19 protein-coding genes are annotated in these 24,143 nt (G+C 66.8%); 7 read left to right on the forward strand and 12 right to left on the reverse strand.

Annotation, left to right across the window (positions count from 1 at the left end):
* Positions 1–112 precede the first annotated feature (112 nt).
* From glgB to F3J19_RS06975, 4 genes are all read right to left on the reverse strand, one after another.
* Positions 113–2,323 carry a 1,4-alpha-glucan branching protein GlgB gene (glgB, locus tag F3J19_RS06960; RefSeq protein WP_167039134.1) on the reverse strand — a complete coding sequence of 737 codons (2,211 nt, stop codon included), beginning with the start codon at positions 2,321–2,323 and terminating at the stop codon, positions 113–115.
* Entirely contained in the window at positions 2,316–5,795 is a 3,480-nt protein-coding gene (gene treS / locus F3J19_RS06965) for a maltose alpha-D-glucosyltransferase (protein ID WP_167039136.1), read from the reverse strand. The genes glgB and treS overlap by 8 nt, the downstream gene beginning before the upstream one ends.
* Positions 5,792–9,292 carry a maltotransferase domain-containing protein gene (locus F3J19_RS06970; protein ID WP_167039138.1) on the reverse strand — a complete coding sequence of 1,167 codons (3,501 nt, stop codon included), beginning with the start codon at positions 9,290–9,292 and terminating at the stop codon, positions 5,792–5,794. The genes treS and F3J19_RS06970 overlap by 4 nt, the downstream gene beginning before the upstream one ends.
* Positions 9,293–9,824: 532 nt before the next feature.
* Positions 9,825–10,487, reverse strand: coding sequence for a DUF1345 domain-containing protein (locus F3J19_RS06975; protein WP_167039140.1), 663 nt, complete (start codon positions 10,485–10,487; stop codon positions 9,825–9,827).
* 347 nt (positions 10,488–10,834) lie between these two features.
* Here F3J19_RS06975 and F3J19_RS06980 point away from each other — a divergent pair, with 347 nt between their 5' ends.
* The 4 genes from F3J19_RS06980 (at position 10,835) to F3J19_RS06995 (ending at position 15,533) form a co-directional block, all read left to right on the forward strand.
* Positions 10,835–11,479, forward strand: a complete 645-nt coding sequence (locus F3J19_RS06980) for a sugar dehydrogenase complex small subunit (protein ID WP_167039142.1) — start codon at positions 10,835–10,837, stop codon at positions 11,477–11,479.
* Positions 11,480–11,552: 73 nt separating this feature from the next.
* Positions 11,553–13,154, forward strand: a complete 1,602-nt coding sequence (locus F3J19_RS06985; protein ID WP_167039144.1) for a GMC family oxidoreductase — start codon at positions 11,553–11,555, stop codon at positions 13,152–13,154.
* A 20-nt stretch (positions 13,155–13,174) separates the two neighbouring features.
* Positions 13,175–14,614, forward strand: coding sequence for a cytochrome c (locus F3J19_RS06990; RefSeq protein WP_167039146.1), 1,440 nt, complete (start codon positions 13,175–13,177; stop codon positions 14,612–14,614).
* Positions 14,615–14,795: 181 nt separating this feature from the next.
* Entirely contained in the window at positions 14,796–15,533 is a 738-nt protein-coding gene (locus tag F3J19_RS06995; RefSeq protein WP_167039148.1) for a metallophosphoesterase, read from the forward strand.
* Between the two features lie 73 nt (positions 15,534–15,606).
* Here F3J19_RS06995 and F3J19_RS07000 read toward each other — a convergent pair whose 3' ends face one another.
* Together F3J19_RS07000 and F3J19_RS07005 are read right to left on the reverse strand one after the other, a co-directional pair.
* Positions 15,607–16,308 (reverse strand): RES family NAD+ phosphorylase, encoded by a 702-nt coding sequence (locus F3J19_RS07000; protein ID WP_167039150.1) that lies wholly within the window; start codon positions 16,306–16,308, stop codon positions 15,607–15,609.
* A complete protein-coding gene (locus tag F3J19_RS07005; protein WP_167039152.1) occupies positions 16,305–16,742 on the reverse strand; it encodes an MbcA/ParS/Xre antitoxin family protein in 438 nt (145 codons plus the stop codon). Before F3J19_RS07005 ends, F3J19_RS07000 begins: the two co-directional genes overlap by 4 nt.
* Before the next feature lie 113 nt (positions 16,743–16,855).
* On the opposite strand from F3J19_RS07005, the gene F3J19_RS07010 reads away from it, so the two are divergent.
* Positions 16,856–17,539: a hypothetical protein gene (locus F3J19_RS07010; RefSeq protein ID WP_167039154.1), complete on the forward strand. Its 684-nt coding sequence runs from the start codon at positions 16,856–16,858 to the stop codon at positions 17,537–17,539.
* Positions 17,540–17,655: 116 nt separating this feature from the next.
* Here F3J19_RS07010 and F3J19_RS07015 read toward each other — a convergent pair whose 3' ends face one another.
* The gene (locus tag F3J19_RS07015) at positions 17,656–18,507 is read right to left on the reverse strand and encodes a LysR substrate-binding domain-containing protein (protein ID WP_167039156.1); all 852 of its coding nucleotides are present in this window, start codon (positions 18,505–18,507) and stop codon (positions 17,656–17,658) included.
* A gap of 97 nt (positions 18,508–18,604) precedes the next feature.
* Here F3J19_RS07015 and F3J19_RS07020 point away from each other — a divergent pair, with 97 nt between their 5' ends.
* Positions 18,605–18,988, forward strand: a complete 384-nt coding sequence (locus tag F3J19_RS07020; RefSeq protein ID WP_167039158.1) for a tautomerase family protein — start codon at positions 18,605–18,607, stop codon at positions 18,986–18,988.
* Positions 18,989–19,048: 60 nt separating this feature from the next.
* On the opposite strand, the gene F3J19_RS07025 is transcribed toward F3J19_RS07020, so the two are convergent.
* Positions 19,049–19,882: a class II glutamine amidotransferase gene (locus F3J19_RS07025; RefSeq protein ID WP_167039160.1), complete on the reverse strand. Its 834-nt coding sequence runs from the start codon at positions 19,880–19,882 to the stop codon at positions 19,049–19,051.
* 271 nt (positions 19,883–20,153) lie between these two features.
* On the opposite strand from F3J19_RS07025, the gene F3J19_RS07030 reads away from it, so the two are divergent.
* Positions 20,154–20,990 carry a TOBE domain-containing protein gene (locus F3J19_RS07030; protein WP_167039162.1) on the forward strand — a complete coding sequence of 279 codons (837 nt, stop codon included), beginning with the start codon at positions 20,154–20,156 and terminating at the stop codon, positions 20,988–20,990.
* 29 nt (positions 20,991–21,019) lie between these two features.
* Here F3J19_RS07030 and F3J19_RS07035 read toward each other — a convergent pair whose 3' ends face one another.
* The 4 genes from F3J19_RS07035 to F3J19_RS07050 all read right to left on the reverse strand — a co-directional run bounded on the left by F3J19_RS07035 (position 21,020) and on the right by F3J19_RS07050 (position 24,106).
* Entirely contained in the window at positions 21,020–21,721 is a 702-nt protein-coding gene (locus F3J19_RS07035; protein ID WP_167039164.1) for an ATP-binding cassette domain-containing protein, read from the reverse strand.
* Position 21,722: 1 nt separating this feature from the next.
* Positions 21,723–22,397 carry a molybdate ABC transporter permease subunit gene (modB, locus tag F3J19_RS07040; RefSeq protein WP_167039166.1) on the reverse strand — a complete coding sequence of 225 codons (675 nt, stop codon included), beginning with the start codon at positions 22,395–22,397 and terminating at the stop codon, positions 21,723–21,725.
* A 20-nt stretch (positions 22,398–22,417) separates the two neighbouring features.
* Positions 22,418–23,191 (reverse strand): molybdate ABC transporter substrate-binding protein, encoded by a 774-nt coding sequence (gene modA, locus F3J19_RS07045; protein ID WP_167039168.1) that lies wholly within the window; start codon positions 23,189–23,191, stop codon positions 22,418–22,420.
* A 213-nt stretch (positions 23,192–23,404) separates the two neighbouring features.
* Entirely contained in the window at positions 23,405–24,106 is a 702-nt protein-coding gene (locus F3J19_RS07050) for a phosphatase PAP2 family protein (protein WP_167039170.1), read from the reverse strand.
* Between the last annotated feature and the right edge of the window lie 37 nt (positions 24,107–24,143).

A 24,143-nucleotide genomic window follows, 5' to 3' on the forward strand; every position in this document is an offset into this window, starting at 1 on the left:
TCTGACTTATGAGCGCGAAGCCCGGGTTTTCATGCCACGGGCGCGTGGCGCATGTTCCGGCGAGTTTCCTGCGAGTCCTCGCGAACCGCGCGCCCGTGGTGCGGCAGCTTCGTCAATCCGCGCGCAATACGATCGTCGCGAGCGGCGGCAGCGTCAGCGCGGCCGAGTACGGGCGGCCGTGGCTCGGCACATGGTCGACGTGAATCCGGCCGCCGTTGCCCATGTTCGAGCCGCCGTACACGCTCGCGTCGGTGTTCAGCACTTCGCTCCAGTGTCCGCCGCGCGGCATGCCGAGCCGATAGCCGAGACGCGGTACCGGCGTCATGTTGCACAGCACGACGCACTCCGCGCCCGCGCCGTCGGTGCGGCGATACGCGAACACGCTGTTCGCGCTGTCGTCGCCGATCAGCCATTCGAAGCCGCCCGGTTCGCTGTCGAGCCGATGCAGCGCGGACTCGTCGCGGTACAAGCGGTTCAGATCGCGCACCAGCAGCTGCACGCCGTGATGCAGCGTATCGTCGAGCAGATGCCAGTGCGGCGAGCCGTCGTGATCGAACTCGGCCATCTGGCCGAATTCGCCGCCCATGAACAGCAGCTTCTTGCCCGGATGCGTCCACATGAAACCGAAGTACGCGCGCAGATTCGCGAAACGCTGCCAGCGGTCGCCGGGCATCTTGCCGAGCAGCGAGCCCTTGCCGTGCACCACCTCGTCGTGCGAGAGCGGCAGCACGAAGCGCTCCGAGTACGCGTACACCATGCCGAACGTCATGTCGTGATGATGGTATTGGCGATACACCGGGTCTTCGTGCAGGTAGTGCAGCGTGTCGTGCATCCAGCCCATGTTCCACTTGAAGTCGAAGCCGAGGCCGCCGTCGTCGAGGCGCGCGGTCACGCCGGGCCAGGCGGTCGATTCCTCGGCGACCGTGATCGCGCCGGGCACGCCCGGCACGTAGCGGACTTCGTGATTGAGGCGCTTGAGGAACGCGATCGATTCGAGATTCTCGCGGCCGCCGTGGATGTTCGGCACCCACTCGCCGGCCGCGCGCGAATAGTCGCGATAGAGCATCGAGGCCACCGCGTCGACGCGCAGGCCGTCGACGTGATAGCGCTTGAGCCACGCGAGACCCGAGGCGATCAGGAACGCGCTGACCTCGTTGCGGCCGAGGTTGTAGATCATCGTGTTCCAGTCCTGGTGGTAGCCCTCGCGCGGATCGGCATGCTCGTAGAGCGGCGTGCCGTCGAAGTCGACGAGACCGTGCGCGTCGTTCGGAAAATGCGCGGGCACCCAGTCGAGAAGCACGCCGAGCCCGGCCTCGTGCGCGCGATCGACGAAGCGCGCGAACTGCTCGGGCCTGCCGAAGCGCGCGGACGGCGCGAACTGCCCGAGCGGCTGATAACCCCACGAGCCGCCGAACGGATGCTCGGCAATCGGCATGAACTCGAGGTGCGTAAAGCCCATGCTCGTCACGTAGGGAATCAGCCGCTCGGCGAGTTCGTCCCAGTCGAGGCCGCGCTGGCCTTGTTCGGCGATGCGCAGCCACGATTCGGCGTGCACTTCGTAGATCGTGAGCGGCGCGCTCGCGGTCTGCCGGTCGGCGCGGGCTTGAAGCCAGTCGTGGTCGGTCCACGGAAACTGCTCGACCTCGTCGACGTGTGCGACGACCGATGCCGTGCCCGGCGGTCTTTCGGTCTGCATCGCGCAGGGGTCGGCCTTCAGCGGCAGCGGATGGCCGTCGCGCGACAGCAGTTCGTACTTGTAGCGCGCGCCCGGCCCCACGCGCGGCACGAACAGTTCCCACACGCCGGCTTGATGGCGTAGCCGCATCGGATGACGGCGCCCGTCCCATGCGTTGAAGTCGCCGACCACCGACACGCGCCGCGCGTTCGGCGCCCACACCGCGAAGCGCACGCCGGGCACGCCGTCCATGTCGATCGGCCGCGCGCCGAGACAGTCGAGCACCGCATACGGATCGCCGCGCGCGAGACGTTCGAGCGGTTCGTCGCCGAGCACGGGACCGAACGAGTAGGTGTCCTCGACTTCCTGCACGACGCCATGCCAGTCGATCCGCAAGCGGTACGGTTGCGCGGACGCGACGCGGCCCGCGAACAATCCCCCGCGCAACGGTTCGAGTTCGCCGAGCGTCGCGCCGTCGGCGCGCGCAATCACGCTGACCTGCGCGGCGTTCGGCAGCAGCGCGCGCACGACCGGTCCGGCGTCCGTGCGATGCGGGCCGAGTTGCGAGAACGGATCGGGATGGCGCGCTTCGACGAGCGCGTCGATATCGACCGGTTGCAGGCCAGCGGCCGGATCATGCTCATTCATAGTCGCCCTCGGCCGGGTTAGGCGGCGCAGCGTCGCGCGGCGCCTCGCTGGATGGATTCGACGGATCGTGACCCGGCAGCGTGCCGGGGGTGCCGAGCAGGCGGTCCGCGAGCGCCGCGAGGCCGCGCACCGGCAGGCTGAGCCACGTCGGCCGGTTGGCCGCTTCGTAGCGGATCTCGTAGGCGGCCTTCTCGATCAGGAACAGGTCGAGCAGCGCCTGCTCGGATTCGGGCGCGACGAGCGGTGTCGGCGCCTGTTCGACGATCGCGCGGTACTCGGCGAGGAACGTTTCCGTGGCTTGCACGCGGAAGCGTTCGAACAGCGCGCGCTTGCGGTCCGCGGTCTGTTGCGGCGCGCTCTCGGTGGTCGATTGCGCGGCCGCGCTCGCATACGACAGCGAACGCATGAGACCGGCCACGTCGCGCAACGGGCTCGATTTCTGCCGACGCTCTTCGAGCGAACGCGCGGGCTCGCCCTCGAAGTCGATCAGATACGCGTCGCCCTGCGCGACCAGCACCTGGCCCAGATGGAAGTCGCCGTGAATGCGGATGCGCAACGCGTCCGCCGCGCCGGACACGAGCCCGCCGACCGCCGCGACGAGCCGCTTGCGCCGGTCGAGCAGGCTTTGCGCGAGCGCCTTGGTGTCGGCATCGAGCAGGTCGGCAATGCGCGGCGCGAGCAGATCGAGCGCGCTCGCGAGCATCGCCTGCGTTGCGTCGACCCATGCCTTGACGTGTTCGGCGCTGGCTGGTTCCGGCGCGAATGCGGGGTCGTCGGTCAGGCTCGCGAGCGCGACGTGCAGCTCGCCGAGCCGTTTGCCGATGATGCCGGCGAGTTCGCCGTAACCGTCCAGCAGGATCGCCTCGTTGTCGCGGTCGGGCGCGGTTTGCGTATCGGTGTCGATCGCGATCGCGAGTTCGTCGACCGAGCGGCGCAGATAATCGAGCGACCAGTTCCACGCGTCGCCCTGATTGTCGATATAGCCTTGCAGGATCGCGAGCGTATGCGGCACGCCCTCGGGATCGACGCGCACCACTTCGCCATACAGCGGCGCCGTGTTCGCATAACCGAGCTGCGTCAGATAGCGGCTGATTTCCGCTTCCGGATGAATGCCGCTGACGAGCCGGCGCACGAGCTTCAGCACGGCGGCATCGGCGACGATCAGCGAGCTGTTGCTCTGCTCGGCCGCGAGCCAGCGAATCTCGGGCCGCTCGCCGAGAGCGTCGAGTTCGGCGAAGCGTTCGGTCGGCAGGAATTGGATCTCGCTCTTCTGCACGGTCGGCACGACCGCGCGTTCGCGCAGCTTGCGCAGCACGTTGTGCGCGAAGATCGGCAGCGAGAACGCGTCGGTCAGATGGCCGACATTGCGGCCGCGCCGCACGCGCGCGAGCGCCAGTTGCAGGAACAGCGGCGTGGTGGTTTCGCCGCCCCACGTGAGCGCGATCGGCACCACATAGCGCTCGGTATGAGCGCCGACGTCCACCTCGATTTCGGTGAACGCGAAGCCGCCGTTCGGAATCGTGGTCAACGCGGCGAGCCGCACCGCGTGCATCTTCTGATCCTTCGAGGCGAACCAGCGGCGCCGGCTCAGCCATGACGGCAACACTTCCGATTCGAGCAGGCGCACGTTCTCGGGCGTCGGGCCGGTTTGCCCTTCGCGGATCACGATCGTGACGAACTCGGGCAGCGGCTCGGAATGCGCCTGCGCCCACGTCGGACGCTGGCTGCCCTCGCAGAGCAGGAACCACAGGAAGCCGTACGGCGGGAACGTCAGCAGATAGGTGAGCTGGCCGATTGCGGGGAATACCGAATCGGCAGTCATTTCGATCGGCACGGTGCCGTTGAATTCGGACAGGTCGAGTTCGACCGCCTGCGGCGCGCGCGAGAGATTGGCGACACACAGGATCGGCGGCTCGCCCGGCATCTCGCGCAGATACGCGAGAATCTTGCGGTTCTCCGGCTTCAGGAAGCGGATCGTGCCGCGCCCGAAGGTCTGCTTTGCGCGCCGCGTCGCGAGCATGCGGCGCGTCCAGTTCAGCAGCGAATGCGGGTCGCGGCTTTGCGCTTCGACGTTGACCGCGTCGAAGCCGTAGAGCGAACCCATGACGGGCGGCAGCACCAGCTGCTCGGGGTCGGCGCGCGAGAAGCCGCCGTTGCGGTCCGACGACCATTGCATCGGCGTGCGCACGCCGTCGCGGTCGCCGAGATGGATGTTGTCGCCCATGCCGAGTTCGTCGCCGTAATAGATGACCGGCGTGCCCGGCATCGACAGCAGCAGCGAATTGATGAGCTCGATGCGGCGGCGGTCGCGCTCCATCAGCGGCGCGAGGCGGCGGCGAATGCCGAGATTGAGGCGCGCGCGGCGATCGCTCGCATAGGTGTTCCACAGATAATCGCGCTCGGAGTCGGTGACCATTTCGAGCGTGAGTTCGTCGTGATTGCGCAGGAAGATCGCCCACTGGTTCGATTCGGCGAGGTCCGGCGTCTGCTTCATGATGTCGGTGATCGGAAAGCGGTCCTCGCTCGCAATCGACATGTAGATGCGCGGCATTAGCGGAAAGTGGAACGCCATATGGCATTCGTCTTCGTTGCCGAAGTACTCCTTCACGTCTTCGGGCCACTGGTTCGCTTCGGCGAGCAGCATCCGGTTCGGGTATTCGGCGTCGATGGTCGCGCGAATCTTCTTGAGGATCGCATGCGTCTCCGGCAGGTTCTCGTTGTTGGTGCCTTCGCGTTCGACGAGGTACGGCACCGCGTCGAGCCGCAGCCCGTCGATGCCCATGTCGAGCCAGAAGCGCATCACCTGCAGCACTTCTTTCATGACCGCCGGGTTGTCGAAGTTCAGGTCGGGCTGGTGCGAATAGAAGCGATGCCAGAAATACGCGCCCGCGACCGGATCGTGGGTCCAGTTCGACGGCTCCGAGTCGATGAAGATGATGCGCGTATCGAGGTACTTCTGATCGGTATCGGACCACACGTAGTAGTTGCGATAGTTCGAGCCGGCCTTCGCGCGGCGCGCGCGCTGGAACCACGGGTGCTGGTCGGACGTATGGTTGATGACCAGCTCGGTAATCACGCGGATGCCGCGTGCGTGCGCTTCCTGAATGAAGTGCCGCACGTCGGAGAGGTGCCCGTAGTCGGGATGCACGTTGCGGTAATCGGCGATGTCGTAGCCGTCGTCGCGGCGCGGCGACGGATAGAACGGCAGCAGCCAGATCGCGTTGACACCGAGTTCGGCGATGTAGTCGAGCTTGGCGATGAGGCCGGGGAAATCGCCGACGCCGTCGTTGTTCGCATCGAAGAACGACTTGATGTGCACCTGGTAGATGATCGCGTCCTTGTACCAGAGCGGATCGTCGCTCAGCGTGGCCGGCTTGCCGCGCCGGCGTGCATGGGGGTGCGCCTTGGCGCTACTGGCGGCCGCGGCCGTATGCGCCTCGTGCGCGGTTTGGGCGGGATCGTCACGCTTCATGTTCCACCTTCCATCCAGGTTGGGTTGCCAGCGTCTGCGTGAGATGCGCTGTCCGGATCGGGGTCGGTCTCCTGCGGACGCTCGGCGGGCAGGCCGCCGAGCGGTGCGATGCGCCAGATCGAGAACGGCTGCCCCGAGCGGAGCCGCACGTGCTGCCAGCGTCCGTGCCATTCGAAGCGCGCGCCGCTCATCTGGTCGGCGACTTCGAGCGCGCCGTGATCGTGCAGATGCCAGCGCTGGAACGTGTCCCACGACAACTCGACATCGGCGCCCTGTTCGTTGAACGGATCGAGATTGATCGCGACGACGATCACGTTGTCGCGTGCCTCGGTGGCCTTCTCGAAGAACAGGATATGGTCGTTGTGCGCGGTGAGGAACGTGAGGCCGAGATGCGATTGCAGCGCCGGATTGGCGCGGCGAATCCGGTTCAATGCCGTGATCTCGCCGACGATGTTGCCGGGCCGCTGCCAGTCCCATGCGCGCAACTGATACTTTTCGGAATCCAGATATTCTTCGCTGTTCGGCAACGCGGCGGCTTCGCACAGTTCGAAGCCGCTATACACGCCCCACAAGCCGGCCAGCGTCGCGGCGAGCGCCGCGCGAATCAGAAAGCCCGTGCGTCCCTGCGCCTGCAGATGGCGCGGGTTGATGTCGGGCGTGTTGACGAAGAAGTTCGGCCGGTAGAAATCGCGCGCGCCCGTTTGCGTGAGTTCGGTCATGTACTCGATGAAATCGCGCTTCGACTCGCGCCACGTGAAGTACGTGTACGACTGCGAGAAGCCGATCTTGCCGAGCCGGTTCATCATGCGCGGCCGCGTGAACGCTTCGGCGAGAAAGATCGCGTCGGGGTAGCGCGCGCGCACGTCGCCGATCATCCACTCCCAGAACGGCAGCGGCTTCGTGTGCGGATTGTCGACGCGGAAGATGCGCACGCCCGCCTCGATCCAGAACAGGATCACGTCGCGCAGCGCGAGCCACAGGCCGGGCTTCGCGTCGCGCGCATAGAAGTCGGGATTGACGATGTCCTGATACTTCTTCGGCGGATTCTCGGCATAGCGCAGCGTGCCGTCGGGACGCCACGCGAACCATGTCGGATGCTCCTTCAGCCAGGGGTGATCGGGCGAGCATTGAATCGCGAAGTCGAGTGCGATTTCGAGGCCGTGCCCGTGCGCGGCGGCGAGCATCGTCTTGAAGTCGTCGAGCGTGCCGAGCTGCGGATGCACGGCGGTGTGGCCGCCTTCGGCCGCACCGATCGCATACGGACTGCCCACATCGCCGGGCTGCGCGGTCAGCGTGTTGTTGCGGCCCTTGCGGTTCGCAAGCCCGATCGGATGGATCGGCGGGAAGTACAGCACGTCGAAGCCCATCTCGCGGATGCGCGGCAGTTTCGCCGTGACGTCGGCGAAGGTGCCGTGGCGCGCTTCGTCGTCGCTCATCGAACGCGGGAAGATTTCGTACCAGCTTGCGAAGCGCGCGGCGGTGCGTTCTGCGTCGATCCTGTAGATCACCGGGGCGCGGCTCAGGAACGGACGATGGCGCGCGGCCGTCATCGCCTGCGCGGTGGCCGGCGCCAGGATCAGCGCGAGCTTCTGTTCGGCGCCGGCCTTCGTGAAGTCGCGCACGATCCGTTCGAGCGGTTGCTTCTGCGCGCCGTCGGCCGTTTCGACTTCGGCGAGCACGAGCGCGAACAGATGCGCGGCTTCGTCGATTTCGATCTCGACGGTCTGCCCCGCCTTCAGCTTCTTCTCGATGTGCTCGACGAGCGAGGCGAAGTCGTCGCGCCAGGCGATCACGGTGAACTCGTAGCGGCCGATCCGTTCGAGCGGAATGCGTGCGCTCCACAAGTCGAGCCCGGCCGGCGGCGCGGGCGACATGAGCGTTTCGTGCCACGCGGTTTCGTCGGCGGCGCGCCAGAGCACGGCGGCCGCAATCTTGTCGTGCCCCTCGGCGAAAATTGCCGCGCCGATCTCGGCGCGCTCGCCGACGCTGCGCTTCGCCGCGAAGCGGCCCTGCTCGACCGACGGCGAGACGCTTTCGATCGCGACGCGCGGCGCGTCGATTGCTTCGAGCACGGTCTTGTGGCCGCTGTGCTGGCTGTTCGGTTTGTCGATCGGCGGCGCGAGACAGATCGGCTGCTCGGCGAACGCGCGCCAGAGCCGCACGGCGCCAGGCGCGAGCGCGAACGGTGCGAGCGCCGCGGGTTGACTCTCCTGTTGCGCCTCGGTATGCGCAGCGGGAGCGTCGACAGGTGGTGCAACAGGTGGTGCAAAAAGCGGCGCAAAGCGCGTGAAGCCGCCCGGCACGCCCGCGAGGAAGCGCGCGGGATCGACGCGCAGCGGCGCGCCGAGTTCGGGATTGACGACGATCAGCATGGCCTCGCTCGCATCACGCAGATCGGCCTGCTCGGCGCGCAGCAGCACCGCGGCCGGCGCGTCGGGCCCGGAGAGCGGGCGCAATTCACCGTTCGCGTGCAGCACGGGCGTATGGCGCGCGATGTCGTTGGCCTGCGTGATCGCGGCTGTCAGGTCGAAGCGCCGCGCCTGCGCCGCGAGCGCGAACTGTGCGGCATCGCCCCGTGTTTGCGACAACGGTTCGGTAAGGCCGTACTCGAAGCCCATCGGCATCATCCAGCCGCTGCCGATCGCCACCGAGGTGAACAGCGCGCGCCGGTACGCGCGCTCGATGAGCGCGGCGTCGTGCGCGTCGCCGAATTCGGCGGCGAGGCGCGTGCCGTACGGCGCTTCGGGAAACGCGATCGGCGTGCCGATCCGCGCGAGCGCCGCGTGTTCCTCGGCCATCCAGCTTGCCCGAAAGTCCCACCAGCGCACCGAGGAAAACACGCTGTCGAAGCCGGCTGGTTCGAGCGCGGGCAGATCGCCGCGCGCGAGGCCCGGCGTCGCGGCGAGAAAGCGCACGTGCGTATGCTTCGCGCGCACCGCCTCGCCGAGATGCCGCCATACGCCGGCCGGCACGCGATGCGGCGAGTCGCAACGGAAGCCGGCGACGCCGGCATCGGCGAGCGCGAGCAACTGCTGCGCCCACCAGACGGTTAGCGCGGCGCTCGTCGCCGGGTCGTCGAAGTTCGCGTAGGCGACGTTGTCCTCACGATGCGCGTGACGCGGATCGAGCCGCGCTTCAGCGGATTCGCGCGCGTGGAACCACTCCGGATGGTCGGCGTAAAGCGCGCCGTCGGCGGCCATGCGGTCGATCACGAGATCGACGAGCAACGCGAGGCCGTTGCGGCGCGCGGCATCGGCGAGCCAGCGCAGCGCGTCGTGAGCCGGCTGCTTCGCCTCGAACACCGGATGCAGCCGCGCATGATTGCCGACCACCTGACCATGACCGGCCTGGCCGGGCTCGAACAGGCCGCCGATCAACGCGTGATCGAAGCCCAGCGCGGCCGCGTGAGCGAATTGCGCGGGCCAGGCATCGAGCGGCCCGACGAGAAGCGAATGGAAAAAATAAATCCGTGGCGCGTACCCGTTTGGAGATTCCATCGGTCGTTTCCAGAGTTGTCCTGCTGCGGTGTGGATGCAATGGCATGCGATCACAGCGCTCATCGGGCTTCCCGGGCGGATACCACGCAGGCGTCAGCGAGGGCGCGTACTGGTCAAATGTAGTGCATAGATCGTCACGCCGCTGGCCAGTCGCGGGTGTTTCGACGCCAGATGCCGGTTGCACGAGGCTGCTCAGCACTCGTGGCGGAAGGGAGCAAGCGTTGTGCCAATGAGGGCCTCGCGAGGACGAGGCAGAGGACGGGGCAGCGGCGGGGGCGAGTGTCGAGGGGAGGTGCGCGGGAGTCCGCACGGGACTGCGCGCAAGCCGGTTGCGTGCGATGAAGCGCGCATGGCATGCGTAGCGCGCCGGCTGCCAGCGTGTAAAACGGGCGGGTGCCGTGCGGGTTTTACACGCAGCGGATCAATGCTTCGGCGCGTGCTGCAAAAAGCGGAGTGTTCGGACTGTGTGGCACGCATGTGGCGTTCGCATGAAGTTCATGCGAACGCCACATGCAAACCCATGCAGACCGTCTCACGAACCGAGCAGGCCTGCCGCGATGTTCACGCACAAGCCCAGCACGGCGACGTTGAAATAGAACGACAGGATCGATTGCGCGAGCGTGGCCCGGCGAATCGAACGCGAGCGCAGCACCACGTCGGAGGTTTGCGACGCGACCGCGATCGTGAACGAGTAGTACAGGAAGTCCCAGTAGTTCGGCGTGAGCTTGTGATCGGGAAACAGCAGCGCGGTTTCGTGTGCGTCGGTGTCGTAGTAGAGCCGCGCGTAGTGCAGCGTGAAGATCGTCGGAATCAGAAACCATGCGCCGAACATCGTCAGACCCGTCAGCAGATAGTGCCAGGCGGTCGACGCGCCCGCCGTGCCCTTCGCCGAGGCGAGTTCGAGCACGATCGCGGCAATGCTCGCGACCGTCGCGAGGCAGATCACGAACAGCACGACGCCCGCGTTTTCGTCGTCGCTCAACGCGCGTTCGCGCACGCGGTTTTCGTCGGCGAGGGCCATGTGCAGCCAGATCATCAGCAGGTAGCTCCAGACGGCCGCGTCCCAACCGATCAACGCGCGCGCCATCGAACTCGTATGCGCGGGCACGAGAAGCGCAACGACGATGCCGATGAAAAGACCGATGACCGTGCGCGGACGATTGCGAAGAACCTGCGGATAGTATTTCATGAACATGTGGTCGGGATGAATGACGGTTGCTGTCGCGAATTTTACTCGCGCGGCGCAGATCATTTGTCGAATCGGCGGATCACAGGCTATAGTCTTTCGCAGTGGCCTTGCACGCCGCTTTCAGTTGAAAGGCGATTGGCAGACACCGCCACGCGGTTGCCGTCGCGATATCGCATGCGGCGCGGCGCGCAAGATGCTGTATGCGGTGCGTGCGAACGTCACGCGCAAACACGAGACCGCTCGAGCGGCGCAAAGACCAGGTTTGGGGAAGAGAGCAACCGAAGCAGCACGCGAGCGGCACCCTGCCATCGCCTCGCTGCTCGTTGAGAATGACTCATCATCTGGAGCCCCCAATGACAGATGCTGCTGAGAATAACGATGCGCACCGCGACGTGACGCCTCGGCCTCGCGCACCATCGTATCGCAACGTGATACATCCGCCGGGCGGGCCAGGGCCGTCGTCGGCTGGACGCCGGACCTGGGTGCTCGGCTCGTGCGCGGCGGCCGCGGCGCTCGCGTTTGCGGGCGCGAACCGCTCGCTGTCGTGGATCGCCCCCGCTTTCGCCGATGCCGCCAGTGCCGCCGCTGCGCCTTCCGCCGGCGGCGGGCTCGATGCCTTCCTCGCGCTCTCGCGGCACCTCACGGGCCGCAGCGGCTTCGATGCCGTGCTCGGCCAACGCGTCTACGACGCACTCGCCCAATCCGACAACCAGTTCGCGCAGAACGTCGCCGCGCTCAATACGTGGCTGCAGGCTCATGGCGGCGTGCCGTCCGATACCGTGACGCAGGTGTTGCAAAGCGACCAGCCCGCGCTCGCGAAGCCGGTCGGCGCGATCATGCGCGCGTGGTATCTCGGTCTCGTCGGCGAGATGCCGCATGTCGAGGTGGTCGCCTATGAAAAGGCGCTGATGTTCGAGCCGGTCAAGGACGTGCTCACGATTCCGTCCTATTGCCGAGACGTGCCGTTCTACTGGACGCAGAAGCCGGCGTCCGCCTGAGCGGCGTTGCGCGCGCGGAGCAAGGAAAAAAGCGAAGAAAAGCGCCGCAGCAAGGGCGCTGAAGAGGGCAACGATGGCAAACACACATTCCGCCGATATCGTCGTAGTCGGCTCGGGCGTCGCCGGTAGTCTGGTCGCGCATCAACTCGCGCTCGCCGGTGCCTCGGTGATTCTGCTCGAAGCCGGGCCGCGCATTCCGCGCTGGCAGATCGTCGAGAACTTCCGCAATTCGCCGGCCAAGTCCGACTTCGCGACGCCGTATCCGTCGACGCCTTATGCGCCGCATCCCGAGTACTCGCCCGCGAACGGCTATCTGATCCAGAAGGGCGATTATCCGTACAACTCACAATATGTGCGGCTGGTCGGCGGCACCACGTGGCACTGGGCCGCGGCCGCGTGGCGGCTGCTGCCCTCGGACTTCCAGTTGCACAAGCGCTATGGCGTCGGGCGCGACTGGCCGTATCCGTACGAAACGCTCGAACCGTGGTACGTGGCGGCCGAAGTGCAGCTCGGCGTGTCCGGGCCCGACAGTTCGATCGATCTCGGTTCGCCGCGCTCGAAGCCGTATCCGATGCAGCAGTTGCCGCTCTCGTACATGGACCAGCGCTTCAGCGACGTGCTCAACGCGCAGGGCTTCAAGGTCGTGCCCGAACCGGTCGCGCGCAACAGCCGCCCCTACGATGCGCGGCCGACCTGCTGCGGCAACAACAACTGCATGCCGATCTGTCCGATCGCGGCGATGTACAACGGCGTGATCCACGCGGAAAAGGCCGAGCAGGCCGGCGCGAAACTGATTCCCGAGGCGGTCGCGTATCGCGTCGAGGCGGACGACAAAGGGCTCATCACCGCGGTCCACTACAAGGACCCGAACGGCAACAGCACGCGCGTGACGGGCAAGCTGTTCGTGCTCGCGGCGAACGGCATCGAAACGCCGAAGCTGATGCTGATGTCGAGCTCCGATAAATTCGCGCACGGCATCGGCAACAGCTCCGATCAGGTGGGCCGCAATCTCATGGATCATCCCGGCACCGGGGTCACGTTCCTCGCCAACGAACCCTTGTGGCCCGGCCGCGGACCGATGGAGATGACCTCGATCGTCAACTTCCGCGATGGCGCGTTCCGTTCCGACTACGCGTCGAAGAAGCTGCATCTGTCGAACGGCGTGCCGACCATGAGCGTGACCGCCGACCTGCTGAAAAAAGGCCTGACCGGCGCGGAGCTCGACCGGCAGATTCGCGACCGCGCCGCGCGCACGCTCAACATCAACAGCTTTCACGAGCATCTGCCGGAGCCGCAGAACCGCATCGTGCCGTCGGCCGATCACAAGGACGCGCTCGGCATTCCGCAGCCCGAGATCTACTACTCGATCAACGACTACGTGAAGAAGAGCGCGGCCAACACGCACGAACTCTATGCGCGGATCGCGGCGCTGTTCGGTGGCACCGAAATCTCGTTCGACGATACCTTCGCGCCGAACAATCACATCATGGGTACGACGATCATGGGCAGCGATCCGGCGACTTCGGTCGTCGACGCGGACTGCCGCACGCACGATCACCCGAATCTGTTCATTGCCAGCAGCGGCGTGATGCCCACCGCGGCCTCGGTGAACTGCACGCTGACGATCGCGGCCTTGTCGCTGAAGCTGGCCGACAAACTCAAGCGCGAAATCTGAGCCCCGACCGGAGAGCCACCATGCTGAAGAATCTCTCGCGCGCGCGGCCGGACCCAGCGCCCAGACATGCGGCGCGGCGCCGCCGCTTTGGCGCCGCGCTGGCGGTCGCGTTCGCGCTGTTCGCGCTGTCGATGGCGTGGCGCGAGGTGTCCGGCCCGGGCGAGCCATTGAGCGACGAATTGCCGATCACCCAGGCCCATGCCGACGACGCCATGCAGGCGTCCGATGCCGGGGCCGCCGTGCTCGCCGGCTCCGCCGCCAACGGCGATCTCGTCAAACGCGGCGAGTACCTGACGCGCGCCGCCGATTGCGCGGCCTGCCATACCGCGGACAAGTCGCGCCCGTTCGCGGGCGGCCTGCCGATCAGCACGCCGTTCGGCACGATCGTCACGCCGAACATCACGCCCGACCCCGACACCGGCATCGGCCAATGGAGCGACGCCGACTTCATGCGCGCGATGCACGAAGGCATCGGCAAGGGCGGCGAGCGGCTGTACCCGGCGTTTCCCTACACGGCCTATACGCGCGTGACCGATCAGGACGTGCTCGCGATTCGCGCGTACCTGAACACGCTCACGCCGATTCACTACACGCCGCCCGCCAACAGCCTCAAGTTCCCGTTCAACCAGCGCTGGCTCATGGTGTTCTGGAACCTGTTCAACTTCAACGAGGGCCGCTTCGTTCCCGATCCGAAGCAGAGCGCCGAATGGAATCGCGGCGCGTATCTCGTCGAAGGGCTCGCGCATTGCGAGGAGTGCCATACGCCGCGCAATTTCATGCAGGGGCTGCAGACGAGCGCGCGCTTCTCGGGTGCGGTGCAGGCAGGCTGGCACGCGTTCAACATCACGCCGGACAAGGTGAGCGGCGTGGGCGACTGGCACGACGACGAACTCGCCGCGTATCTGTCGACGGGTGCGGTGCCGGGCCGCGCGAATGCGGCTGGACCGATGGGCGAAGTGGTCGCGAACAGCACGCAATATCTGACGCCGGTGGACCTGCGCTCGATCGTCGTCTATCTGCGCTCGCTACCGGCCGTGAGCGGCGGCGAGACGCGCGGGCGCCACCAGTGGGGCACGCCCGCCGCCGACGTCACCGCGTTGCGCGGGGCGAAGATCACTGGCGCGAGCGGCGAGGTGAGCGGCGCGCAGCTGTTCATCGGCAATTGCGCGACCTGTCACAGCTGGACCGGCGAGGGCGTGGGCGCGAGCGCGCCGGGCGCGTATCCGTCGCTGATCCACAATTCGACGGTCGGCGCGAGCGATGCGAACAATCTCGCGCTGGTGATCCTGCACGGCGTGAGCCGCACCACGTCGCACGCGGACGTGCTGATGCCCGCGTTCGGCGGCCATCTCGACGACGAGCAGATCGCCGCCATCACGAACTACGTGACGAAGCAGTTCGGCAATCCGCAGGCGACGATGACAGCAGCCGGGGTCGCGAAGCTGCGCGCGCAGCAGTGACACGGCGAGACGATGGCGTTGCGATGACGCCGTGGCTGCGTGGTCGTGTCGAGGTCCACGGGCGAAGGTGCCGGGCCGATGCCGGTCTTGTATCGTTTTGTGACAATTTCGCGCGTTCGGACACAACGATACGATGGGCGCCGCGCATACGATACCGCGTCCGCCGCATTATCATGAACAGATGGATTCCACACCCGCCAACGTCGTTCAGCATCACGCAGCCAACGAGCTTGGCCGCGATTTCGTGGTCGGCGATTTGCATGGCTGCGTCGATGCGCTCCGTTATCTGCTGTGCCAGATCGTGTTCGATCCGGCGCGCGACCGGCTGTTTTCCGTCGGCGATCTCGTCGATCGCGGCGAGCATTCCGAGCAGGCGCTCGCACTGCTCGCGAAGCCGTGGTTCTTCGCCGTGCTCGGCAATCACGAGGACACGCTGTGCGCGGTCGCCGATGGCCGTTTGCGGCGGCAGTGGTGGTACGGCATCGGCGGCGCCTGGGCCGCGGACGTGCCCGACGAGCGCCTGCGCCACTACGCGCAGCATCTGCGCACGCTGCCGCTCGCGCGCACGATCGGCAGCGGCAAGGACCGCTTCAACGTTCTGCATGCCGAATTTTTCGGCTCGGACGCCGATCTCGACGCGGGGAATTTCTCCGCCGAAAAGCGTCAGCAGTTGCTATGGGGGCGTGAGCTCGCGCTCGGCAACAGCGACCCGCTGCGGCAACGCGGCTTGTCGCTGACCTACTGCGGCCATACGCCGATGCGCGACATCACGCAGATCGGCTCGCAGGTGTTTATCGACACCGGCGCGTTCGGGCCCGACGGCAAGCTCACGATCGTGCAGCCGCTGGCGTTGCGGCGCTGGTCGATCTCGGTCGAAGAAGCGCGGGCGGACGGGGCGGCGGCGCTGGCGCTGCCTTGAGCATGCCGTCTTCCGCCGCACGGCGTTGCGTTTGCCGTGCGGCTTGCCGCTTGCTTCGGCCCGCGGTTCGTCGTTACCCCACCTGATTGAGCTCGAACACCATATCCACGCTCGTGCCGTTCCAGTTGTATTCCAGATACGCCGCGTGATGGCAGTCGCGCAGCAGCGTCGTGCGAAACGCGGCGAGGCATTCGCCCGCGCCGTCGCGCACCGACGGATAGGCGATGCCCGGCGCGCCCGCCTGCCGCACCGCCCGCCCGAGCGCCTGGCCGGCCAGGTAGTCGTGCGGCGAGAGCACGGCGGGATCGAGCGCGGCATCGTGGCGCAGATCGACGACCGTGCCTTGCGCGACCACGGTGTAGAGACGCATCTGCTGACGTAGCGGCGGTTCGGCGGTCGCGGCGAGGAATTTCCCCGTGTGATAGCGCGTTTCGGCGATCGCCGTCGCGCGCGAGCGGGCGCAGTAGAACACGCCGTAGGTGCCGTCCGAAAAGCGGCTGCCGAGCGGATTCAGATGCGTGAGCGCAGCCATGATCGGCCCGTAGCCGGGCCCGAAGCGGCGCTCCTCGCGCGGCACGAGATCGAGTTCGCCGACTTCGGTGCGCAGACGGTCGTTGGTCATCGCTTCGAGCGCGTAGAGCGCGTCGAAATCTTCGGGGGAAGCGACCCGGTCGAACAGATTGACGGCCGGAAAGCGGGTTGGAATGACGCGATACGCGGGCGACCAGTCGAGCGCGGCGCTGGTCCAGCGGTCCTGCCAGTTCGCTTGTGTCACGCCCAGCCGCCTCGCATTGCGTCGAGATACTGGCGCACGGCCACGAGATCGCTGATATTGCCCGCCAGCATGCGGTCCAGCGCGCGCCGGCCGCCGAACGGCGGCGCGCTGTTGGGGCGCTTGATCCAGGTATCGGCGGCGCTCGGTTGCGGCAGCAGAATCTGCAATGCCTTGTAGATGCCGAGCAGAAGCGACAGGCGCTCCAGCGTGTCGCGCCCGAGGCGCGCCGTTTCGGGCGACGCCTTCCATTTGAAGAACGTCGAGCGGCCCGGCGAGCCGAGCAGGACGATCTGCTCGTCGGCGTTCAGGTCCCAGTCGCGCGCGATGTTGAAGAACGCGCGCAGCCCCGCAGCCGACATTTGCGTGAGCGTGGGTTCCGGGGCGGGCCGTCGTAACGGCGACTCGGGCGGAGTGAGGCGGGCAGCGTGAGCCATGATCGGGTGAGTCCCTATATGTACTTTGAATGGATATTAGTCCATAAATGGATTTTTGCAAGAGAATATAATCGCGGCTCGTTTTTGCAGTCGTCGATCAGGAGAAGCAGGAGATGCGGGTTCGAGCAGTAGCAGCGGCGCTGGCCGTGTGGTGTGTGTCGGAAGCGGCCATGGCGGCGGGTTATACGGAAACGTGGAATCCGCCCGAGGCGAGCGGGCATGTCGTCAGCGGACATGTCACGAAAGCGGTGCGGCAAAAGCCGGGTGGGGCGAAGGGTAAGGTGGCCGAGGCCAAGGCCGGTGGGAAGCGCGGCGGCGCGCATGGGAAGCAGGTGGCGAGCGTTCGGCACGGGGCGGCGCATGGCGCGGCGGGTGGCGGCGTTCACAGCAGCAAGCTCGCGGCGCATGGCGCTGGCGCGAAAAAGGTGGCGGCGAGCGGGGCTGCGAAGGGCGGCATGAAGTTGGCGGCCTTGGGTAGGGGCCGAGCGCATGCGGGCGTGAGCGCGCAGGCCGTGAAGCAGCGTACACAGCCACATGAGCAGCCACATGCGCAGCTTGCGCGTGCGAAATCGACGCAGGGCAAGGTGATGCACGCGGACTTTGCGCCGGGGCATACGGTTCGCCCGCATGTCGCGAAGGTCGCGGCGAAGCCGGTGGCGGCGAGCACGAATCCGGTCGCGCCGGCCGTGCAGACTGCGCCGGCCGCGTCCGTGAACGTTGGCGACATCGCGCCGATGGGCACTGCGCCTAATCCGGCGACCGCTCGCAGCGGTGCGTTGCCGCCGATTATTCACTGAGCGTTATTTCGGCGGGGACGTGTTGCGGCCGACGCGTTGTGCCGTCGCCCATCCGATCTGTTTGACGGCAAACGGGGCGTGTGCCGGGCGCGAAGCGCGTACTTGCGAACGCAGTGTTACCCCGTCGCTAACCCATTCGCCAGCAACCGCAGCGTTTCCGCCGAGCGCGGATCGCGCACGCGCGAATGCAGCGTCACGCGCGATTCCGGCAGCTCCGGCAAGCCGAGCCGCGCACCGACGTCGACGAGACCGCGCGGCGCAACCCGGCGCGCGAGCGGCGAGACGGCGAGCCCTGCCGCCACCGCCGCGCCCACCGCGGCCATGCCGCCGCCGACAAACACTTCCTGCCACGCAACCCCCGCCGCCGTCAGCGCGCGCAGCGCGACGTCGCGCACCTTGCACGGCGGGCTCAGCAATGCCAGCGCGAGGGGCTCGCCAACGCGCGGCAGCCACGCGGGCGAGGCGAGCCAGCCGAGCGGTTCGCTGAAGAGCGTCTGCGCATCGTCGCGCGGCGGCTCGTCCGCGCCATAGCGGATGATCGCCGCGTCGAGCCGGCGCTCGTCGAATTGCGTGAGCAGTGCCGCCGACGTCCCCATATGCAGCTCGATCACGAGCCCCGGATCGTGCGCATTGAGTCGCCCGAGCAACTGCGGCAGATCGGGACCCGCGACATGCTCGCTGAGCCCGAGCGCGAGCCGGCGCCGTTCCACCGACAGCGCGCCCAATGCGCGCTCGTGCGCATTCAGCAGTTCGCGCGCCGCGCCGAGAAACGCGTTGCCATCGGCGGACAGGCGCACGAGGCGCGGTGTGCGTTCGAGCAACGGCTTGCCGAGATGCGCTTCGAGCCGCTTCAGCTTGAGGCTGACGGCCGATTGCGTGGTGTCGAGCGCGTCGGCGGCGCGCGTGAAGCTGCGCAGATCGGCGACGAGCACGAATGCCCGCACCGCATCGAGATCGAGCACTTTCATTTCCAATGAATATGGATGAAATAGGCGAAGATATCTGTTTATTATGACTGAGCGTGCCTAAGCTGTGTTTAACCCAACACCGCAACAGGAGTCGATCATGCCGCTCACCCGAATCTCACTGCGCGCCGGCAAGCCGGCCGAATACCGCGAAGCGCTGACTGCGGGCATCCAGCGCTCGCTGGTGGACACGTTCAACGTGCCGCCCGACGACATGTTCATGCTGATTACGGAGCACACGCCGGGCAACCTGATCTATGACCGGCAGTATCAGAACATCGAGCGTGGCGACGATTTCGTCGTGATCCAGTTGACCGTGAGCAACACGCGCACGATCGAGCAGAAGAAGGCGCTGTACCGGCGGATCGTCGATGAACTGGCGAAATCGCCGGGCGTGCGGCGCGAGGATGTGTTCATCAACCTCGTCGAGGTGGAGAAAGAGAACTGGTCGTTTGGGAATGGGGTTGCGCAGTATGCGACGTAGGCGCGTGCGGGGCAGAGCATCTTCGATGCTCCGCCCCTGCGATTATCCGGTTCAAGCCTCTCAAGCCATTTGAGGCTCAAACGGAAACTGCTCGATCTCCCCGCCGCGCGCCACCACCACCGTGCTCTCCGGAATTTCCTCCCACCAGTCCGGCAAATCGGAGAGCGGTTCCGACAGGACCAGAAACGCATCTTCACCGACCATCGCGATGCGCGGATCGTCGGGATACAACTCGTGCAGATGATGGAACGACGTGCTGTGATACAGCGAGCGTGATTGCTGTTCACTCGAATAACGCACCGCCACGATCTGCTCGCCGTCGGTTGCGCAGACGGTCATGTTCAGCGGCTGATCCACGCCGTGGCGGCGGCCGGTTTCCTCGACGAACGCCACCATGCGCCTGAGCGCGGTGACGGGCGCCAGTTCGAGACCGAACGTGAGCGCGAGGAAGAACAGCACTTCGGAATCGGTCGATCCCTCGACCGACGGGAACAGTTCCGGGTCGATCGCGACCATCAGATCGCGACGCAGCGCCGGATAGTTGCGCACGAGGCCGTTGTGCGCGAACAGCCACCGGCCGTGGCGAAACGGATGACAGTTGGTTTCCTGCGAAGGCGTGCCGGTCGCCGCGCGTATGTGCGCGACGAACATCGGCGCGCGAATCGCGCGCGCGGCTTCACGCAGATTGCGATCGCTCCACGCCGGCTGAATGCAGCGATAGCGGAACGGAATGTCGGTCGGATGGCCGTACCAGCCGATTCCGAAGCCGTCACCGTTGGTGGTCGTGTTGCCGAGCCGCGAATGCAGGCTCTGATCGATCAGCGAATGCTTGGCGTTGAACAGCACCGTTTCGAGCTGAAGCGGTTTGCCGGAATAAGCGAGCCAGCGGCACATGAAATGTCTCCTGTCGAATACGCTTCTATCTGGCGGCCGGTTGCAGCGTCGTGATCGTGATCCGCACACCGATGCACGGCAGCAGCGACGACGATACACGGATTACCGCCCCGGCACCTTTCAAGCCGAAATAATGGGCAAAAATTTCCACACGGCGGCGGATCGGCATGCCGTAAGCGCTACTCATGGTCGACAAAGACCGTGTCGTTATAATGATTCGCGGTCCTTTCCGGACCCTAGCCCTCGCCCCGGCCCTTCAACTTCTCCCGCCATGCCCACCGACCGCACCGATCCCCCTCGCGAATCCCTCGAACTCGGCGGCTCCGTCTGGTTTCAAGCCGGCACGCAGACGCTCGGCGGCGCGGCGCGCATCGCGCTGCTCGCGGCGATCGGCGAAACCGGCTCGATCACGAGCGCGGCGAAGGCGGTCGGCATCAGCTACAAAGGCGCGTGGGACGCCATCGACACAATGAACAACCTCGCGGGCGAACCGCTCGTCGTGCGGATGACGGGCGGCAAGGGCGGTGGCGGCACCACGCTCACGCCGCGCGCGGTGAAGCTGATCGCGACGTTTCGCGCGGTCGAGCGCGAGCATCGGCGTTTTCTCGAACGCGCGGGTGCGGCGATCGAAGGTTTCGCGACGGACTGGGACCTGATCGGCCGCATCGGCATGAAGACCAGCGCGCGCAACCAGTTCTACGGCACCGTCTCGGCGATCACGCGCGGCAGCGTCAACGACGAAGTCACGCTGGCGCTGCCCGGCGGCCAGGCGATCGTCGCCGTGCTCACGCACGAGAGCACCGAGGCGCTGGGGCTCGTCGAGGGCGCGGCGGCGTTCGCGCTGATCAAGGCGTCGTGGGTCGTGCTGCTCGTCGATGGCGCAGACGGCGCGCCGCTCAGGCTATCGGCGCGCAATCAGTTGCGCGGCACGGTGCAGAGCGTGAAGCGCGGTGCGGTGAACGCGGAAGTGTCGCTGGCGCTCGACGGCGGCGCGGTCATGACCGCGGTCGTCACCAACGAAAGCGCCAACGCACTCGGCTTACGGGAAGGCGCGAGCGCGGTGGCCGCGTTCAAGGCGTCGAGCGTGATACTCGGCGTGAAGGATTGAGCGCCAGCAGGGACGGCGAGACCGCGCCCTTACGACTCGCTGCGCACATACCCCGCGAACGGATGGTCTTCGCGCACGCGGCCATCGTTGACCTGCACGACCTGATCGCCGAATGCCGCGACGTCGTCGGGATCGTGCGTAATCAGCACCATCGGAATATCGAGCCGCGTTTGCAGGTCCGACAGTTCGCGCCGCATGCGCTGGCGGAGCGCGCTGTCGAGCGCGGAAAACGGCTCGTCGAGCAACAGCAGGCGCGGCTGCGCGACCAGCGCCCGCGCCAGCGCGACGCGCTGCTTCTGCCCGCCGGACAGCTGCACCGGGTGATTGCCCGCGACGCCCCTCAACTCCAGCGCCTCGAGCCAGTAATCGACCTGCGGATGCGAGCCGCGCGCGCGCGGATTGAACCAGCCCCGGCGCAGCCCGAAGCCGATGTTCTGCCGCACGTTGAGATGCGGGAACAGCGCGTAGTCCTGAAACAGATACGCGATCTTGCGCGCCTGTGGTTTCTGATCGACGCCGCTCGCGCTGTCGAACAGCGTGGTGCCGTGCAGCGTGATCGATCCCTCGTCGGGGCGCAGCAAACCGGCAATCGCCTGCAGCGTCAGGCTCTTGCCCGCGCCGGACGGGCCGAACAGCACGAGCCGCTGGGTGTTCGCGCGGAACGAAACGTCGAGCGTGAAGCGGCGCTCGGCGGTCTCGAAGGTCTTGCGGATGGCGACGTCGAGCGGCATGTCAGCGAGACCTCAGAAGCGTGTGCTGCGGCACGAGCCGCCCCGCGAGCAGCAGGATCGTGACGCACGTCACCGAGGTCACGAGCACGAGGAAGTTCGCGGTGCTGTCGTCGCCGGCCTGCACGGCCGAGTAGACCGCGACCGAGAGCGTCTGCGTGCGGCCCGGCAGATTGCCGGCGATCATCAGCGTCGCGCCGAATTCGCCGAGCGCGCGCGCGAACGCGAGCAGGCCGCCGGCGAGAATGCCGCGCGCGGCGAGCGGCAGCGTCACGCGAAAGAAGATCGCCGCTTCGCTGACGCCGAGCGTGCGCGCCGCGCGCTCCAGTTGCGGATCGACGCCCTCGAAGGCGGCGCGCGCCGACTTCAGCACGAGCGGAAACGCCACCACCGTCGAGGCGATCACCGCGCCCTGCCATGTGAACACGAGCTGGATGTCGAAGCGGTCGAGCCACGCGCCGATCACGCCGCGCCGGCCGAGCAGCACGAGCAGGTAGTAGCCGAGCACGGTCGGCGGCAGCACGAGCGGCAGCATCAGCAGCGAGTCGATCACGTCGCGCGCGCCGGAGCGCCAGCGCGACAGACCGAGCCCCGCCGCGACGCCGAGCACGAGATTCAGCGCGGTGGCCCAGCCCGCCACCTTCAGCGACAGCAGCAGCGGAACCCAGGCCTGTTGCATGACGTGTGCTTTCCCGTCGATCAGTGCGCAGGTTTGAAGCCGTACTTCGCGAGCACGGCCTGGCCGGCCGGCGACAGCACGAAGTCGATGAACGCCTGGGCGTCGGCCGCGTGATGGCTGCCGTCGACCTGCGCGATCGGATAGGTGATCGGCGTTTGCGTCGGCAGGCTCAGCGCGACCTTGACCTTGTCGGGCATGATCGCGGCGTCGGTGCCGAACACGAAGCCGGCGTCGACTTCGCCGCGCGCGACGTAGTCGAGGCTCTGGCGCACGTTCGCCGCGAGCACGGCCTTCGCGTTGACCGCGTCCCACACGCCGGCAGCCTTCAGCGCGCCTTGTGTATAGCGGCCGACCGGCACCGAAGCCGGATCGCCGAACGCGACGCGCTTCACGTTCGCGGTCGTCAGATCGTTGAGGCTCGCCGGGGCGAAGTGGCTGTCGTTCGGCACGATCAGCACCAGCGAATTGGCCGCGAAGTCGCGCCGCGTGGACGGCACGATCACTTTTTGCGAGGCGGCCATGTCCATCGCCTTCTGGTCCGCCGAGGCGAACACGTCGGCCGGCGCGCCCTTGACGATCTGCTGCATCAGCACGTCGGACGCGCCGAAGTTCAGCAGAACCTTGGTGCCCGGATGCTGCTGCTGGAACGCGTCGCCGACTGCCTTGAACGCGTTGGTCAGGCTGGCGGCGGCGGAGACCACGAGTTCGTCGGCGTGGGCGTTTACGCTGACCACAACGGAGACGGCGCTTGCGACGCAAAGCGCGTATTTCTTCAGATGGCGGGAGAGTGTCATGAAGGACCTGAAAGTCTGACGTGGACGGGAAGCAGCGGTTTAAAAACGCTATCGTAATATATGCGCGGTTATAGCGGTGTGCGCATGACCGGCGATCGAGGCTGACGCTTCATTTTCGGCGTGCAGCGCTCGTGGATCGGGACAGGATCGGCGGGGAACCGGGAACTGCGAGGAACGCTCGCAGCAAACCCGAAGAGAGCGGCGCCGTGCCGCTCAGACGTGAGACGCGTGCTGCGGCGCGAGCGTATTGAGCGTTTGCGACAGCGGCAGGCTGGCCGGACGAATCTCGCGCGCGGCCTTCCACTTGGCGCGGATGAACGGCCGGTCGTGGCCGGACACCTTCAGCGCGATATGCGTGACCCAGCGCTGTGTCGGCACATGCACGTCGTGCATCGCGATGGCGAGCACCATCATGCTGACGGCGACTGGCAGCGCTGCGAGGCGCCCCGGCTCGGCATTCCACGCGATGCGCACGAACAGCAGCGCCGCGAGCGCGCCGACGATGCAGCCGGTGACCGCTTCGGACGGCGAATGCGCGCTCAGCACGACGCGCGACAAGCCCACCGCGATGCCGGCGGCCAGCCCCGCCAGCACGCCGAGCAGACGGATGGCGGGCCGCGCGGGCAACAGCATCAGGAACATCGCGACCGGGTAGACCGCCGTGGACAGCGTCGCGTGGCCGCTGACGCCAGTGAAATCGAGTTCCCGCACGCCGACGCCCCAGCCGAGGAAGGCCAGCTTGGTCACCGTCACGATGCCGATGGCCGCGCCGAGCAGCAGCAGCCAGCCGGCCGCGAGCCGCCACGAGTAGCCGACCGCCAGCCAGAGTGCGATGGCGAACGCGAGCGGCAGCGTGAGGCCGGCGCCGCCGAGGCTGGTAATCGAATACCACAGGTGGATCGGTAAGTCGGGCATGGCTAAAGTGCGACGTGGGCCGCGTGAAATGAGGTGG

Source organism: Burkholderia sp. Ax-1724 (assembly GCF_011752995.1).
Taxonomy (GTDB): domain Bacteria; phylum Pseudomonadota; class Gammaproteobacteria; order Burkholderiales; family Burkholderiaceae; genus Paraburkholderia.